At 42.9% G+C, this 17,096-nt stretch carries 9 protein-coding genes; 7 read left to right on the top strand and 2 right to left on the bottom strand.

Features of this window, described 5'->3' with window-relative positions:
- Nucleotides 1-294 precede the first annotated feature (294 nt).
- From LZF95_RS03995 to LZF95_RS03985, 3 genes are all read left to right on the top strand, one after another.
- Complete coding sequence (locus LZF95_RS03995; RefSeq protein WP_233753695.1) at nt 295-5,634, top strand: hypothetical protein; 5,340 nt, start codon at nt 295-297, stop codon at nt 5,632-5,634.
- Nucleotides 5,635-5,657: 23 nt separating this feature from the next.
- Entirely contained in the window at nt 5,658-9,782 is a 4,125-nt protein-coding gene (locus LZF95_RS03990) for a hypothetical protein (RefSeq protein ID WP_233753694.1), read from the top strand.
- A 369-nt stretch (nt 9,783-10,151) separates the two neighbouring features.
- Complete coding sequence (locus LZF95_RS03985; protein ID WP_233753693.1) at nt 10,152-10,808, top strand: Crp/Fnr family transcriptional regulator; 657 nt, start codon at nt 10,152-10,154, stop codon at nt 10,806-10,808.
- A gap of 203 nt (nt 10,809-11,011) precedes the next feature.
- Here LZF95_RS03985 and LZF95_RS03980 read toward each other — a convergent pair whose 3' ends face one another.
- Nucleotides 11,012-11,815, bottom strand: coding sequence for a universal stress protein (locus LZF95_RS03980; protein WP_233753692.1), 804 nt, complete (start codon nt 11,813-11,815; stop codon nt 11,012-11,014).
- 446 nt (nt 11,816-12,261) lie between these two features.
- Between LZF95_RS03980 and LZF95_RS03975 the strand changes: the two genes are divergently transcribed.
- Nucleotides 12,262-13,785: a DUF4394 domain-containing protein gene (locus tag LZF95_RS03975; RefSeq protein WP_233753691.1), complete on the top strand. Its 1,524-nt coding sequence runs from the start codon at nt 12,262-12,264 to the stop codon at nt 13,783-13,785.
- Nucleotides 13,786-13,881: 96 nt separating this feature from the next.
- Here LZF95_RS03975 and LZF95_RS03970 read toward each other — a convergent pair whose 3' ends face one another.
- On the bottom strand, nt 13,882-14,532 hold the full coding sequence (locus LZF95_RS03970) for a sulfate ABC transporter permease (protein WP_233753690.1): 651 nt from the start codon (nt 14,530-14,532) through the stop codon (nt 13,882-13,884).
- A 79-nt stretch (nt 14,533-14,611) separates the two neighbouring features.
- On the opposite strand from LZF95_RS03970, the gene LZF95_RS03965 reads away from it, so the two are divergent.
- The 3 genes from LZF95_RS03965 to LZF95_RS03955 all read left to right on the top strand — a co-directional run bounded on the left by LZF95_RS03965 (nt 14,612) and on the right by LZF95_RS03955 (nt 17,095).
- Nucleotides 14,612-15,805, top strand: coding sequence for a tol-pal system YbgF family protein (locus LZF95_RS03965; protein WP_233753689.1), 1,194 nt, complete (start codon nt 14,612-14,614; stop codon nt 15,803-15,805).
- Between the two features lie 210 nt (nt 15,806-16,015).
- Nucleotides 16,016-16,498, top strand: a complete 483-nt coding sequence (locus tag LZF95_RS03960) for an Lrp/AsnC family transcriptional regulator (protein ID WP_057936775.1) — start codon at nt 16,016-16,018, stop codon at nt 16,496-16,498.
- Between the two features lie 54 nt (nt 16,499-16,552).
- Complete coding sequence (locus LZF95_RS03955) at nt 16,553-17,095, top strand: NUDIX hydrolase (RefSeq protein ID WP_233753688.1); 543 nt, start codon at nt 16,553-16,555, stop codon at nt 17,093-17,095.
- Nucleotide 17,096: the final 1 nt, after the last annotated feature.

Raw genomic sequence — 17,096 nt, 5'->3', positions numbered from 1 at the left:
GTTTCCAATGGGCAAGGTTTTGAGGAGTTGAATTCGTAAACGGGGTTTTTCAAACCTGAGGTTCAAAATGTCTAGAATGGATTGGGGATTTTAGTTAGGTTTATTTGCGAAAAATACTAAAATAAAAATCATAATTATTAGGTTTTCAGTGTGTTACGGGTTGTTTGATTGGGTGTTTATTTTTATATTCACAAAGCTTTTTTGAACAAGAATTGGTTTGCGTTGGATTTTTAGTTAAAACCGGATTTTTCAGTTTTTGTAAGGAAAAGCTCCCATTTTAAACAACTTTTTACCATGGAAAAAGATCAAATTCAAGCCCTGTTAGCGGAAATATTCGGCCATCTGAGTGCAGATAACTCCAATGACAAAAAACTATGGGAGGAGGGATTGCCTCTCTTAGCCAAATCACTTCTGATTCAGGATAGTTCTGAAATTAAAGCTGAACCATTCAGTTTTGAACGTTCGGAGCTTTTTTTCCAGGATAGAATCCCGAAGAAAAAAATTGAGATGATACGCAAAGAGGCTGAAAAAGCCACTGAAACAAAGGCGACAAAAAACGAAGAACCAGAATTAAAGGCTTTTGTACGTGAGGTTCCTGTCAGGAGTACACAGATAAAGGCCAGCGTTCCGGCATGGGCTGCCGGTGCCAAGGTGGAAAAAACAATTGGCCCTCTGACAAAAGCTGATGGACGGGTTATCGCCATTGATTTTTATAGGGTTACCAAGCTGATAGCTATTTATCAGCAAAACAGTAGTTTACCAGTGATCTTGTTTAAGGCGTCATTCCAAAATCTTGCGGTTAGGCCAGTTAATTCCCCGCCGGTTGAGGTGTCAAAAAACTATGATGTTGTAGCTGGGAGTTTTTATGTACGCGCAGACATGCTTGCCACAAATGCCCCAAACACCCGTTATGCAGGGCTGAAAGTCAAAGACGGTAAAATACAGTTGAGTGCAAATCCGGTCTTACAGGGACAAAAACTAGTCTTAGCGGCTAGTACCAATGTTCAGGTGTCACTGGAACTGGATCAGACACCGGATGCCATAGATTCGAAGAAGAAACACGGAAAAGATGCTTTTGAGGCTAAAGTCCAAACCCCTGACACTTTGAAGTTTTCATTCTCAGGTGCTTCAAAAGCCCAAATAGCTGATAGCGGGAAGGCCCAATGGGCTGTGTATGGTCAGGCGGCGTCTTTTAGCCGACTCAATAAAGTGCCTATTTACAGTACTCAATTGTCCAGGCTATTGATTCCTTATAGCTGTTCCTCAGCTGAATTTGCTCCCAAAAAGCAAAAAAGCCCGATGGTTGAGATCCAGGGGGATGCCCCCGTCAGTCATTCCTGGTGGGCAATTCCAGCTGCGGAACTGGATATAAACGCCCCCTTAGAAGTAGCAGGTTCCGGGGGCATGCTGCAGGAGTTAAAGCCGGGGCTGAAGTTTAGATGGAAGGGGCTCACAGGTAAAAACCTTAAACTTGAAAAACCACAGATTCTTGTAGAAAACGGTAGAATAGGGATGACTGATCCCCAGTCCGACGGAGATGGTGCTTTCCAGGAATTAGAGCACTGGCAAGATGAGTTGAATCCTTATGGGACTTCTGTTTTTTTAGCGCTGAATAAGTCAGCCATCTTTATGTACAACTCTCTTGCGGAGGGTACAGAAATGTTGATTGCCTTGGCTAATGCCCAACTTAAAGTAGATAGACCTTTGCAGGTCAACGGACTTCCAGTAGCGGTCAAAACCAAAAACTCCGCTTTATTAATGGCAGGCTCGGATGACAAGAATTTGGTTTATATTCTGGATGATAATATACTATGGGACAATAAGTTGCCTTTTGATAGAGTGCCATCGTTTAAAAGTATTGCCATAGCCTTGGAAAACGCACTTTTCACCCTGTCTCCAGTTAATGGAGCTTTGTTGTTCGGGGAGTGTGACACGGATTGGAGTAGGATTACTAAAAGCCAGACATTTTTGGTTTTCGGGATGATCAGTTACATGCCCACGTTGCCGGATCCATATGTCGCTAATTTGGGTGTTTTAAACCGTCAATTTGGCAATAGAGGCAGTTCATTGGATAGCATTCAAAACTGGTTGATTTGTCAGGTATCCCAAGAACCCATAGATGAAAAAACAGATAAGGTTGAGGTGGGGTTTCATTTTGGCCCGGCGAACAATTCTGCGGCCACTCCAGGGGCTGCCTCAGTCGAAATGTCCTCGCCTGCCCTTATAGCTGTGAATCAACTGAAATCCTCTGATATACGGAAGGAGACGCTGAAGTCATTGGCATCAATAAGGTCTTCATCTGTAGCTAATTCCTTACCTCCTTATGAAGACCAACTTCAAAACTTTACCAGACCTTTTGAGACGGATTTTTTCGCACTGCTTGATGTAAGTTCAAATGCCAACCAACTGGGAGTAAGTTTGGGGTTGTCCAGAGGGCAGCGGGTGACTACTGGGGTTGTCAGCTCGGTGAGCGGCTCAGAGGCCACTGTTTCCCAAAGCGACAATCAGCTGATTTCAGTAGAAGGGATGGAAGTCATCGCCCAAGGAGCAATGACCAGACTGTTTATGTTGCCTCAGGTGGCTTGGGAACCTATATTTAATTTGTCACCTCCTGGTACCAATAAGCCGGGTGACCCACCTGTACTCTTCAATTATTACCCTAACGATGGTGGACCAACAAGATTTGTGAACAACCATCCGGAAAGAATTGCGATCTCACCGAAGCCCCTTGTTGATTTTATTCTGGAAAAGTATCAGAAGAAGCAAACGCAAGTAGCGGCCTTGTTTACGCTTCCATTCGGACTTAGAGCGATGGCAGAGTTGTCCCATACCAACCCGAAAGAGACTGTCAAACCTCAGCTTGATCAGGTCAGACCTAATTTTCCAAATGATCTGCAGGGAGGCATACAGATTAGGGCCACTGCCGGCAATTACGGTAAAAAAGATCCTGATGAACCTAAGAAAAATGATCTTCCGATGTTTGCTGGATTCACGGTTCAGCTTGCCAACGTGTTGGGAATGAACGGTGTTGCTACAGGTGCCAGTACATTGGGGGATAGTGTGACCCGCATATTCAATGGGGAGTTTTTTGTAGATCAGGCCAATCCAACACAAATTAATGAAAGAGGAGTGCCGGTCAGTAAGATTGACTTTACCGGTTATGGAGCTAGTAGTTTCAGTAATTGGCTTAGCCCATCTGCTGCAATCGCCCAAACAAGCCAGGCCAGATTTGACATCATGTTAGGAAGGACAGCGCATGAAGTCATCCAGGTGAAAAGTTTGATCTACCCTTGGGGAATCCGTGTAGTGCGGACAATTACCATTTTTAGGACAAGTTCGGGCTTTATCTACAGGACCGATAGCGGATGGCAGCCGGAATCAGACGGGATTTTTGACTTTAGGGCAAAATTCGTAGATGAGAGCACGCCGGGAAATCTGGTCGAAGAGCAGCGCTATGAACTTCACCCTGGTACTTTAAGAGGCTTGTTCAATATCACTAACATCAAAGAAGATGGTACAATAGCTGATTTTGTCACCACAAATCAAATTGCCATTGGTAAAAAATACATCAATGAAAGCGGAGATGTAATAGTCAATAATGAAACTACACCAGGTAAAAGTTTTTTAGAACAAGAAGTAAGGTGTACTGCCGTATATTTTGATGCGGATGTGGCGATTGAGAATCTGGTCCAAGGGCATAAAAACGGAAAAACTCCCGCTAAAAAGATTCTTGGCTATGTGCAATTGTCCCCTCCCGGTATCCCATTGACACCCGCCCAGCTCAAATTATTGTTGGATAGTCAGGGAGGGCTAATGGGAGGAGACATTAACTGTGTAATGGATGTGGGGCAATCTGGACAACTGATGCAGATCAACCGCTTCGATATTTCCCCTTCAGTAAGACCGGGTAACCCTGCTAATATCCCCATTTTTGTGGCAGCTTCCCGGGGATCAGTTCTTCTGCCCAAAGATGGCAGTTGGAGCATGGTCCAGCACGATACAGGTTCAGGGGAAATAACCCCACTTCCACCCCATGTGCCTATTCCTTTGATCCGCATTGGTAAATGGGTGAAGGAAACTGTGGTGAGCCAGTCTGATGTGAACAGTAATCTAGTTAGGCTGGCGCATCCTACGGAGATTCTCAGAAATCCCGTGGCGGCCACCATAAATTATGGGTATCTACAAAGCACCGCTACCCAGAAGGCACTGTTCCTTACCCCAAGTTATAAGAAAGGAATATCAAAGCTGTTAAGCAAGACACCTCCTATATTTTCAGATGCTTACAAATTGATGAATGGCAGTAGCATATTTCCAAATGTGGGAGATGCCTATTCTAATTTTGGGAAGGCCATTGCACTATTGGATGGTGTAGATGGAGATGGCAATAAAGTGGCGGCCTTTATAGAAAATACTGCAACAGATGGTGGAAGGAAGGTATTGGAACTGATGGAGATCACTGCCAAAGAAGAGGCCGGAAAGATTGTGGATAAAGGGTTTAAACTACTTTCAGGCGAAGCGAATGGTGTTCTCAACAAAGCTATGGCATTTGATATCCCAAGTCTAGATCCACTATATCTGGTCAATATGGATGCTTTGAAAATCTATATCGAATACAAAGCTGAGCAAAATAAAAACGGGTCTAAGGAATACGTGGATTCCAAACTCAACTTTGATGTGGATTCCTTTGCAAATGACCTGGCTGATACCTGGAAAAGCAAAGTGAATAACGTGGCTATGGTTGTGGATCTGGGCTCTTTTGAGCGACTGATGACTATCAAGGGGAATTTTGATGCAGGAAAGGGGAAAGAATCCGGCTATGCAGGTGATAAGGACAATCCGGGGCCACTGGATGGGATACCACTTCCTGAAGTAGAATTCAGCGATGCCCTACAGCCCGTAATTGAGTTGTTGCAGATGCTTGCTGCCTTGAGTACAGGAGATTATGGTGCGGTGATGAGAAAGGGGCTCCAGATAGCAATGAGCAATGCGGGTGAGATATGGGAATATAAATTTGAGGCCACCAAGGAAATCCCCCTTATCAGGTTTCCGCCAGAAGACTCCGTGTACAACTCCCCCCAATGCCCATTAAGATTAGAAGCAGGCCTCTCTTTGGGGGTTTATTTCAACGCAGCATTGAAAGTGACAAATGATCCTAAACAATTGCTGCCAACTGCCGGAGGTTTTGTACAATTCAACGGTGGCTTGGAGGTTATGTGTGTGACCGTAGGGGCAGCTACTATTTATGCGGTAGGATCAGTAGAGGTCAAGATCGCTTGCGATACCAAAATTGGCCCAAGTCTTATGATGAAATTTGGATTTGGGGCTAACATTTCCGTGGGGCTTCCGGTGGTAGGAAATGTCAGTGTGACCTATATGGTAGGCTGTGAAATGTATGCGGATGCCAATGTTATTGAGATCACGGCATTTATGCTTTTCAAGGGACATGCAAATCTATTGGGAGGTATTGTCAGTGTGACAATTTATATAGAAGCGAGCGGTTCTGTGAAGCGTATCTCCAGTCCGGAAAGGACAGATTGTACCGCTTCCGTGACCTTTGGTTTGGATATCAGTATTTGCTTTGTAATCAATATCAGTTTTGAAGAGACCTGGCAAGAAAGCCGTCAGATAGCCTGATTTTTTACCTCAAAAACAAAATTATGGAACCTAGAAGATTAATTTCCTTAATGACTTTTCCTCAACGTTTTGATGGAAATACACTTTCTGTTAACATCGTGGTCGTTCCCAGAAATGCCGACCCCTTTTCCGATTGGGCAACTGGCTTGCCTAATCCTGTGAATGTGCCGGGATTCGCTCATTTACAGCCTGAATTCAGTTTTTCAATAGTAAAGGGAACGGATGATTTTCCTTTGAGCAATGCGACAGATGAAAGTAGAGTTCCCATTGTAAGATCAGTGAATGCTGTCCCTGCAACGGAAAAGGCCGGCATTATCCAAAAAGTGGCAGACGCAATGCCTCTTCCGGTGACAGACTCTTCTGACAAGTTACCGGATCCCGTACCCGTAGAGAAAAGCATTAAAAAATATTTGCCTCAATCTTATCGGGAAAGCTTTAATTTCACCCAACCCAGACACCCCAATGCAGTGACTGACGATGGGTATCACTGTGCCGTACGGGACAAAATACCCCCTATTATAGATTATAAACCGAAAAACAGTCTCAGCTGGGGCAAAGTATTTGCGAATATCCTGCGTCAACCGCTTTTGGCAAAAGCCTGCGGAATGATATATGAAGTCCAGCTGGAAGTAGAGGCTGGATGGTTTGAAGAGGGAGGATACCTGTATGCAGATATCACCAACGAGCCGTATGCGGCAGCTCATACTTCCCTTTTGGAAGAATCGGATGGGCCTTTGATTAAAAGATACGCCGCCAAGATTCCAAAGTTGACTAAAGGGGCAGCAAGGCCTGTTTTTGCTCCGGTACTGTTTCCGGTTTTGTATAAGAAAGCTTCTGATGCAAATGAACCTGTGCCCTTAGGCCCGTGGGATGAGCTTTTTATGGAAGCCCAAGCTTACAATGATGGGTTTGCTAAAATAGTACACGCCAACCAGCCGGTAAGTGGGAATTTGCTGGAGGAAACACAGGATGAACTGCCACCTCAATCAGATTCGGGAATCCGGCTAGGATGGGATGATGAGCAAATCCTGGTTTGGTATTTACGTCAAATGATTGAAAATCCTTCTGCACCGGGATCTATGAGCAGAATTGATGCTCCCCTAGGGGTTATGGGATACCATATCGATGTGAGACAGAAAGCTCCTGGAAACCCATGGGAAAGTCTTAACAGGATCCAGATCAATGAAGCTGAAAATATGTTTTCAGGACAACTGGGTGATGATTCTACCGAACTTCCATACCAGGTATATCCCAATAAGATCTCAGGTCCTAACAGCGATCATTATTGGCTGCCAATGTATTATGCCCACTGGATAGGCAAAAGCCTGGTGACTGAGGATAAGGATGCGCTGGAAATCTATAGGAATCATGAAGATAATGGGGGGCAGCTGAATGAACTGCAGGATAGAAAAGTCAATCAAAATCAAGCGTTGATACCTGTGCCACTCCAAACCCAGCTTAGGTATGGAAATTCATACGAATTTAGAATCCGAATGACGGATATATCAGGTGGAGGTCCTGATTTGACAGATGTCCCGCTCAATTCAGCACCAAGTCCTGAAACCAGCGTTTCTTTTAAAAGATACGTAAATCCGGGGATGCTTAGAATCGAGAAGCCAATTGAAATAAAAAATAACCTTCGAACTTATTTCAATGCTACTAATGATGAGGAGACAGAGTTTGACTCAAATCCTTCTTTTACTATCCAACGACCTTTATTAGAATACCCTGCGGTTGTTTTTACCAATAAATACCAAAGTATAGGACAGGATCCAGTCAGCCTATTGAAAGGATTGGTGTTTCAGGATGATATGCTAAAACCTGCTTTGTCAGATCCTGATGTACAGCAGGTTAAAGTTAGGGTTGAAGTCAAATCTCTCAGGATGGATACGCAGTTGAGCCAAAATGGAAGGGATAGCTTTATTACACTATACGAGACCACTAGGGCATTCCCCGCTGATTTTGATGGTGTTTTGAATGTTCCGATAGATTTTATTGATGTCCCTGTCTTAAACCTGGGCGAACAAGCCAATCCTTTTCTGGATGATGGGTTATTGCTAGAAGATATCCATGGGATGGAAAAGCTCATAGTGCCGGCAGGAAGGCATATACGGATATCTTTCCGGGCAGTAGCGAGTACAGATGAGGCACCTGAGAGTTATTTTGGGTTTATAGATGATGATGAGGACAAAGACAGCAGATTTGGAAAAGTTCAGCGGTTTATGCTTTACAAAGCACCCGTTGGGGAGCTTGATTTGTTGCAGCCTTATGAAACTGTACCGCCTGTCCAGGCTTTGTTTCTAAAACCCGACAGCGTACCGGTCATCAAAAAAAACATCTTTTCTTCCCTTCTCAGAAGAGATTCCGGGGAACAACAGGCGGGGGTAGTGGAACGGCTTGCCAATGCTTTGGGGTTGGAGGCCAAAGGATTAACCCTAGTAGCTCCTAAAGGAGAGCGGATTGCAATAGGATGTAATTCCAGAATACGGCATACGCTGGCGCCTGACGGAAGTTCCATCACATTTGCAACAAAGGCGGACCTCTATAATCATTGGATTACAGCGCTTAGCTATAAAATCAATAGAGATTGGGCTTGGGATTGTCTGGAAGACGTGGCTTTTGTAATTGAAAGAAAATATAAGTTTAGAAAAGATAAAGTCAATGAAAGTAGGGTAAATAAGTATGTAGGAGATATAGAATTAAAGCATACCGTATCCTTTGAAGCACTTCAGCCCGATCGCTTTGAGCGGGTCAGCCGGAATTTTACCCGGATTATCTATATAGACGCCCTGGATCCAAAAAATGAATTGAAGCAAAATAACGGAGATCTAAGGTTTCCGGATGAACTTTGGGCTGAGTATATAATTAATCCTAAAACCAAGGATGGCCACCCTGACTCGGAGGCAGTTCAGACTGGGCAATTGACATTGCCCACGGTTCTTCCTCCTGTACAGATTCCCAAACTTGTCAGTGTTGGAATTGCTTTTTCACCATATGAGAGAACTGATGACTATAGTTCTTCAGATGCAAGAAAGCGGTATTTGTGGGTTGAGTTTGACCAGCCTATAGAGAATCCGGATGATACTTATTTCTGTAGGGTTCTTGGTAATGCCCCCGATCAATTAATTGCAAGTAATTCCAACGAACAATTGCTTCCACCTGAAGAATCGCCGATAAACCTGGACCCCGAACTTACCAGGCAAATAACCCCGGGACAAAGTGATGATAAAGCAGGAATGGGAGCCATGCTTCCCATGACCCAAGCCACAGACAGTGACAGGCATTACATTATGCCCATACCTCCGGGATTGCATGCGGAAAGCGCGGAAATGTTTGGGTTTTTCACCTATGAATTTAGAGTAGGTCATGGGCACTGGTCTGATAGAAAGGATAATCTCTGGTCCACAGCCCAGGGAAGATTTGGCAGGCCATTAAGAGTAACTGGTATCCAACACCCCGTGCCGACTCTACTCTGCTCGCTGAATAGAAATGAGAATCACCTCTATGTAAGCGCACCCTATGCAAAAGCAGTACACAATGGAAAAAATGTGACCTCCAAACCACCGAGGACTAGCTTGTGGACATTGGTGTATGCCCAAGTCCACCAGGCTGATGGTAGAGACCACCGCAATATTTTATTGGGCGAGATAGAAATGAAAATAGGAGTACGGGTGAATACCGACCCAAAACGACTGAAGAAAATTAATGAATTGACGCAGCAGGTGTATTTTAAACCTACTATAGGAGAATATACCACAGGAAGTATAAAACTGGATCCTTCAGCACTTCAAATGGGGAACCTGTTGGCAAGCATAAAAGATGAACAGCCTGTGGGAACAGCCGTGGTGACTTCTGAGGACATTGCTGAAAAACTGAAGTCATTTGGTTTGCCGGAAGATAGTCCGCTCAGTGTTTTGGTGGTAGAGGTATATGGCAATATTACCAATATACATGATCACATGGCGGACATGAGAAATTCAGGGGTGAATGCTGTGTCAGAAAAGGTGGCAGAAGGACTGAAGGCTAAAAGAGCCGAAACAAATCTCATGTCTGAAATACAACCTTTGAGTAGAGGGTTGGGACATTTTAGGATTTTACGAACCTCCCCGCTCACAAAAGTTCCGTTCGTATGTTGTCCTACGTGCTGATAATATTGGCTTGGGCAGATGGAAAACCCTTTGATTTAATTCATTTGGCCAGATCAAATAGGGCTTGCTGAAAAACCGCTCGCATGAAAAATGGGCTAATCATTCAAAACGAAAGCTTTTAATCTATTGCTGGCATTTTTCGGCAGGCCCTAAGTAGGAAAATAATTCTGCTCGGCGAGGTAAAGACGGAGGACTGACCTCCTCTCTTTTCCAGGATATGCATGGGCATATCCCTCCAGTCAATAATTTCTGATTGTAGATTTTTAATGCCTTTCAAGTTTCTTGGAAGGTATTTTTTTAAGTTAGTGTGACAAAAAGCACATGGTGAAAATCTTTACGCCAATAGATTTACTGTTTACTAATAATTAAATGACTTTAGAAGAACTTCAAGTTGCCTTGCCCAGATTTACAGATCCCAAGCTCCTCAAGGAGATCTTGGATAAGGGAGAGGTTATGTTACTGAAAGCCGGGACAATTATGATGGAACCTGGCCAGTTTATCAAGATGGTGCCCATTGTGTTAAAAGGATCCATAAAGATTTCCAGATTGGATGATGAAGGAAGAGAATTGTTTCTATATTATCTGGATGCGGGGGAGACTTGTGCGCTTTCATTGACTTGTTGTTCGTCCTCGAAACCCAGTGAGATTAAAGCTGTCGTGGAAGAGGATACGGTTATAATCGGTATTCCGATTTTATGCATTGAAGAATTATCAAATGGTCATAAGCAGTGGAAGGATTTTGTCTCCGATACATATCAGTCCCGTTTCCAAGAAATGCTGGAGGTTCTTGACGCAGTGGCCTTTAAACGTATGGATGAAAGGCTCATGAGGTACCTAGTGACCAAAATGAAACAACTCCAAACCAATGAGCTTCATACTACTCACCAGGAAATAGCAAATGAGCTTACCACTTCACGGGAGGTAGTATCCCGACTTTTAAAACAACTGGAAAAAAAGAAATGGATAGAGCTTGGAAGAAATGTAATCTATATCCGGGATGATTTCGAGGAATTGATCCGTAAATAGGCTTGCCGAAAAAGTCTCAGGTCTGGTATGGCTTAGGCTAGCTTGAAAATCGCGGTTTTGGTGTATTTCGGTGAATAGGTCAAGGCCTCCTGTTGTCAAAAAGCTTGCCCTTGCTGAAAAGCCATTCGTATGAAAAATGGATTTAGCATTCAAAAATGACAGCTTTTGGTGTATAGTGGACGTTTTCAGCAGACCCTAAATAATCAAACCATCACTAGCAATGGTACCTTAGAATGAAAAACCATCTTTATGGTTTGGCTTCTGCTGAGTATTTGATCCCATAAGTTCTTATGCTCATGACACATTACTAATATCACGTGTTCGTTTTCCTCCAAAAACTGATCTAAGCCCTCCACAGGGGTTGTGGCGTAGAAAGTGTGGATTTTCACTGGCAAGCCGGGATGATTTGTAGTCAAAAAGTCTTCTAATTTATGGACTCCAGGTGTTTCTTTTAAATCCAGGGAGGTTTGGACATGAACAAACTCCAGACCGCGGCCCCATCTCTGACTCATAGCAATGACCCAGTCAATGAATTTTTCCTCATGATTGGCAAATTCCAACGCCAAAGCTATCTTTTTTATTTCCCCGGCATTAGCTTCAGTTGGAACGACAAGAACGGGAATTGAGGATTCCTTAATAACATTGATTGTTGTGCTTCCGATAAGTGCGGCTTTTATTCCGCTCAAACCCTGAGTCCCCATCACTATCAAACTAGCACCTAAGTCTCTCGCGATTCTTACGATCGATATTGAGGCAGTTCCCTCTTTGATGACAGAACTGATTTTTAAATCCTCATCCTGATGTTTTTTAAGCGTTTCGGCCATTTGGGATTCAGCGTCCTTGTACAGATTATCCATGGCTAGGGATGCCTGGGATGCAAAATCATAAACCATCTCAATTACATGAACTAGGATGATCTCACCGTCTTTTTTTCCAGCTATTGCAACTGCAAAATCCAAGGCGTTCAATGAATTGCCGGAAAAATCTACTGGAATTATTATTTTCATCGCCACTGTTTTAGAAGAATTGATTTAGCCAATATTGGAAGGATAAATAACTTCATTATCTGGACTAAAAGTGTTCCGGTAATTTTCACCAAATTACAAAATATTAGATTCGGAGTGATAGGTATATCCACTTTTTTGGCAATTAATAAGTTAAGACATCCAGGTAAGGATATGGCTGGTTCTGAGACTGCCTTCAACTATTGGATTGCTAAGGCTGTTCACTGTTCCTGTGTTTTACTGTACCCTTGCTTTACCCTTGAATATTAGTTTAATGTCTGTTTTTTTAGCGTGATGTGTCCGAAAGGCCGGTTTTTTCTCAGATCGTAAAAGAGCGAATGGTAAAACACCCACAAAAAAGTGCAACTATTAATGAGTGGAGGTAAATCCAAACAAGAGAAAGACATCGTAAATGTGGGAAATCAACTGTTCAACCAAAATTTCCACCAATGAAAAACAAAACATTTTCTTTAGCTATTCAAGTCAGTATGGCTCTTTTACTGGCTTTCACTTCCTGTGATGATAAGGAGGAAGACATGGGACCCACCATCGACATGCCTGGCGTGGCTCCGGAAGTTAGTTTCACTGCTCTAACATCTGACAATAGGATTTTGATGTATGATGCTCAAAATCTAGATTCCCCCACTAGCTCTAGCACTATTACAGGTCTAGCATCCGGAGAAATGATAGTTTCCATTGACTATCGCCCAGCAACTGGGCAGCTTTATGCTTTAAGTTCAGCTAGTCGCTTATACCACATCAATGAAAACTCAGGTGCTGCCACTGCTTTAGGTGCAGAGCCTTTTTCTCCTGCTTATTCTGGTGCTAATCCTTCGTTGGATTTTAATCCTACAGTTGATAGAATTAGATTGGTCACTGAATCGGGTCAAAATCTCAGACTACATCCTGAGCTCGGTACTGTAGTGGCCACTGATGGGTCTATCAATGGAGGGGAAAATCCACGTATCGGAGCTGTGGCTTATACAAACAGCTTCTCCGGTACCACGAGTACTACCTTATATGATATTGATTTTGAGCAGGACAAGCTCTACAAACAAGTTCCGCCTAACGATGGGGGATTGGAAGAAGTTGGAGATTTGGATGTGGACTTTGAAGGAACCGGGGATATGGACATCAATCCTGATAATTCAGTTGCCCTGGCGGTAAACAGAAATGAAGATGAATCCAGGCTTTATACAATAGACCTTTCTTCAGGTAAGGCTATGTGGGTAGGTACATTTTCCGAACCAGTGGTAAGCCTTGCTTTCAAAACCAACCCAATAGCTTACGCTACTGATGCTGACAACATACTATATAGATTTGATCCTACTAATCCAAACCCCATTGCTGTGGATATCATGGGGCTGAAGGAAGGAGAGATGATTACCGGTCTGGATTTCCGTCCTGTCAATGGCCAGTTGTTGGCAATCTCAAATATGAGTCAGTTGTATAGTGTAAATCCTTCCAGTGGTGCCGTAAGCGCAATTGGGACAGCCTTGGACCCTATGGTTATGGGGGATTTTATAGGGTTTGATTTTAATCCTACGGTAGATAGAATACGCTTGATCACTGAGAATGGCCAAAACCTGCGATTACATCCGGATTTGGGAACAGTAGTAGCAGTGGATGGAAGCCTCAACCCAGGCTCTCCAATGGCCAGTGGCGCCGCATATACCCAAAACTTTGCGGGAGCTACCGCAACTGCACTATATGTAGTGGACGCACAAAATGACATGCTGTATCAGGTGTCACCTCCCAATGACGGTGTTTTGGTTGAGATTGGAGCTTTAGGTATTGACATTACAGATGATAACGGCTTCGATATAGGAGGTACTTCCGATATGGCCTATGGCGTGTTCACGGTAGGAGGAGCTCCTGGGGTTTATTCTGTAAACCTTATGTCTGGAGCAGCTACCAAAGTGGCTGACCTCAACTTTACCCCAACATCAATGGCTTTGGGATTAGGATTTTGAGCGAGTAACAAAATTTTAATATGGGGGTTGGAAATTTTTCCAACCCCTTTTTTTGTGCGAACTTTTCTCACGGGTACGTCATATCCTCGTTTAAAATCATACTCTATAGACCATGATATACCAACTGAGCCAGATTGCCAGCGGTAAATAGTAACTAACAATGACAACGATGGTACATTCCCTCAACGGTCTTCTGCTGATCATGTGGAAACCATACATCCAGACAATTCCGTATATGATTTCAAATATGTTAATTGTGGCTAAAGCATAATGATATTGGGGAAGAACATTTTCAGCCCCTAGTAGAGAAAGGATCGAAAGTGCCCGATACTCATCGATCTCCATATAAGTGACCCCGGTTTGTGGAACTATATAAACCAAGAGGCGGATGAGTTCAGGAAAAATAAATATTACTTCTGCAATAAGCGCAAACTGCCATAGTTCTTTATAGGGTACTTTGTAGCCTATCACAAACGCGCCTAGCCAAAACAGAAAAGATATAACCGTAAATTTCCATAGTAGAGCGAAAGGGGTCCAGAGATAGTTTAACGCATTGAAGATATGGAATATCATAAAGTCACCTCTTGCTTCAAGACTGTCATAATCCGGGATAGCCTCAAGTATCAGGGTGTTTGTAAGAAATCTGATGAGTAAGAACAGGAATACAAGAACAAGAAAATATATCCGCTTATCAAAATCAATCAGTTCTTTGAGACGTTGTCCTATAGGAGTTAAAGTTTTAGCCATTTTTAAGATGAATCTGGTTCAAATCTAAAATTTTGTTTGGGAATACATCTAATTTTGAAGTGTAAATAGAAATAAATATATGATAGCACGGGTTGCTGTAATTATTGGTGTTTGGATACTTGGGTTGGGAGTGACGCAGGCGCGGCAGGCAGAGGTAGATTCGATGATCCATGCCTCATCTGAATACTTGTTGTTGGATAGAGGTCTTCAGTTTAGAATAACGAAGGCAATCAACAGCATGTACAATTTTGATTTTCCTACTGCCGAAAGGGATTATGCAGTCCTTGCCCTTCAGTATCCTGACCATCCCTTGCCGGAGTTTTTAGTGGCACTAGGCTACTGGTGGAGGATTGAGGTAGATGTGACAAGCGAGAAATATGATGCCACTTTTGTCAAATATTTGGACAGGGCCATAGCCAAAGCCAAAACATTATTTGATGCAGATGAGACAAATAAGGAGGCTGCTTTCTTTTTGGCTGCGGGCTATGGCTTCCAGTCCCGCTTGTATGCGGAGAGGAAAAGTTGGACCAAAGCTGCATGGGCTGGAAGGAACGCCTTGAAATACATGGAGCTGAGTAGGGGGGAAGAGGAGTTTAACCCGGAACTGCTATTGGGCGATGCATTATTCAATTATTTCTCTGAATGGATACCGGAAAATTACCCTCTTCTGAGACCGGTTATGGCATTGTTTCCAAAAGGAAATAAACAATTAGGGCTTCAGCAGCTAGAACAAGTAGCAAATAATGCGTTTTATACCCGGGTGGAGGCTCAGTATTTTTTGTTCAGGTTATATGCTTCTGAAGAAAAGGAACCATTTAAGGCTTTGCAGATTTCGGGATATCTGCATTCAAAATTCCCAAACAACCCTTACTTCCATAGATCTTATGCCCGTCATCTCTATGCTGTGGGAAGATGGCCTGAATCTGTCCAAGAATCAAAAGAAATACTTGCTCGCATAGAGGAGAAAATGCCAGGATATGAATCCAATAGTGGACGGTATGCCGCATTTTATATTGCCCAATATAGTGAGCGTATGGGGGAAATGGGTGAGGCAAAAAAATATTACCTGAAGACGCTTTCCTATGGTGAGGAGTCAGAATCACAGGAAAGTGGCTATTATTTACATGCTTTGCTTCAATTGGGAAAAATGGCAGCCGCTGAGAAAGACAAGTCTTTGGCCAAAAAATACTTCAAGGAGGTAAAGAAGTATGCGAAGCGCAAGCACCCCGCCCATCAAGAAGCCAGAGAATTTATCAAAAAGAATAAACTTTAATTTAGAATGTCACGTTGTATCATCTACATAACAGGAGAAAATTTGAATTTCATCTAACCGACACAGGATTTTGTAAGGATTGTTTGTCCAAAGGCTTAGAATTATTAATAAAATTTCGAAATTCCTCTCTAAAATTTTGATGAAAGGTTAAAAACAATCATCAAATATATTAACTTTGCACCATATAAAATTTTGTAAATGCAAGAGATCATGGATCATAGCTTAAGAATAAAATTCGATAAAATCGACAGGAAGATTCTAGAAATACTTCAGGCTAATGCCAAAATCACAAATGCCCAATTGTCAAAAGATATTGGGCTTTCTCCAGCCCCTACTTTGGAGCGTGTGAAAAAATTGGAGCAATCGGGAATCATCAAGAGTTATCATGCTAAACTGGATCCTGAAAAGATCGGTTTAGGTGTCAGTACATTTGTGCTGGTCAGTCTTATAGGCCACAACAAAGGGAATATTGACGCTTTTATGCGGGAAATCAATATTATACCTGAAGTCATTGAGTGTCATCATATTACCGGGACTGGTGACTTTATCCTGAAAATTATCGCAAAAGATATTACTTCTTATCAAAACTTGATGCTGGAGAAAGTATCTGAAATCAAAGAAGTAGATTCCATGCAATCCATGGTGATTCTTTCTACTTTTAAAGATTCTAAAGTAATGCCAATCCCGGCTTAATAAAATTAAATCAGTATTACAGGGTGGCGAAAGTCACCCTTTTTTTTTGAGAAAATGGAACTAAACCCCTGGACTACAAAGAAGATTAATCCGGTTTATGAAAACCCCTGGATTGAAGTGGAACATCACGAGGTCATCAATCCCGCCGGTAACGATGGGGTGTACGGAAAGGTGCATTTCAAGAATAGGGCAATGGGGATTATTCCCATCGACCAGGACTTGAATACTTGGCTGATAGGACAATACCGTTATACCTTGGATCAATACGCTTGGGAAATCCCCATGGGGGGCGGACTCTTGGAAGAGGATAAACTGGAAAGCGCAAAACGTGAGCTGAAAGAGGAAACGGGCCTCACAGCCGGTAAATGGACTGAAATCATGACCATACACACATCAAATTCAGTGACAGATGAAGTTGGTTTTGTGTATCTGGCAGAAGAACTCTCCCAGGGTGAACCCGAATTCGATGAAACTGAAGTTCTTAAAATAAGAAAATTGCCTTTTGCGGAAGCTTTGGAAATGGTAATGAATGGGGAAATAACAGATGCAATCAGTTTAGCGGGGATTCTCAAAGCCGCAAGGATTTTAAAATTGTGAC

The organism is Algoriphagus sp. AGSA1, assembly GCF_021390545.1.
GTDB lineage: Bacteria > Bacteroidota > Bacteroidia > Cytophagales > Cyclobacteriaceae > Algoriphagus.
Note: the sequence above shows the minus strand (reverse complement) of the source record. Positions and strands in the feature narration are given on the sequence as shown.

What these genes read in the sequence shown, in the direction of transcription:
- LZF95_RS03970 (WP_233753690.1), bottom strand. Translation starts at nt 14,532, where the DNA reads ATGGCTAAAACTTTAACTCCTATAGGACAACGTCTCAAAGAACTGATT.
- LZF95_RS03960 (WP_057936775.1), top strand. Translation starts at nt 16,016, where the DNA reads ATGGATCATAGCTTAAGAATAAAATTCGATAAAATCGACAGGAAGATT.
- LZF95_RS03995 (WP_233753695.1), top strand. Translation starts at nt 295, where the DNA reads ATGGAAAAAGATCAAATTCAAGCCCTGTTAGCGGAAATATTCGGCCAT.
- LZF95_RS03955 (WP_233753688.1), top strand. Translation starts at nt 16,553, where the DNA reads ATGGAACTAAACCCCTGGACTACAAAGAAGATTAATCCGGTTTATGAA.
- LZF95_RS03965 (WP_233753689.1), top strand. Translation starts at nt 14,612, where the DNA reads ATGATAGCACGGGTTGCTGTAATTATTGGTGTTTGGATACTTGGGTTG.
- LZF95_RS03990 (WP_233753694.1), top strand. Translation starts at nt 5,658, where the DNA reads ATGGAACCTAGAAGATTAATTTCCTTAATGACTTTTCCTCAACGTTTT.
- LZF95_RS03975 (WP_233753691.1), top strand. Translation starts at nt 12,262, where the DNA reads ATGAAAAACAAAACATTTTCTTTAGCTATTCAAGTCAGTATGGCTCTT.
- LZF95_RS03985 (WP_233753693.1), top strand. Translation starts at nt 10,152, where the DNA reads ATGACTTTAGAAGAACTTCAAGTTGCCTTGCCCAGATTTACAGATCCC.
- LZF95_RS03980 (WP_233753692.1), bottom strand. Translation starts at nt 11,815, where the DNA reads ATGAAAATAATAATTCCAGTAGATTTTTCCGGCAATTCATTGAACGCC.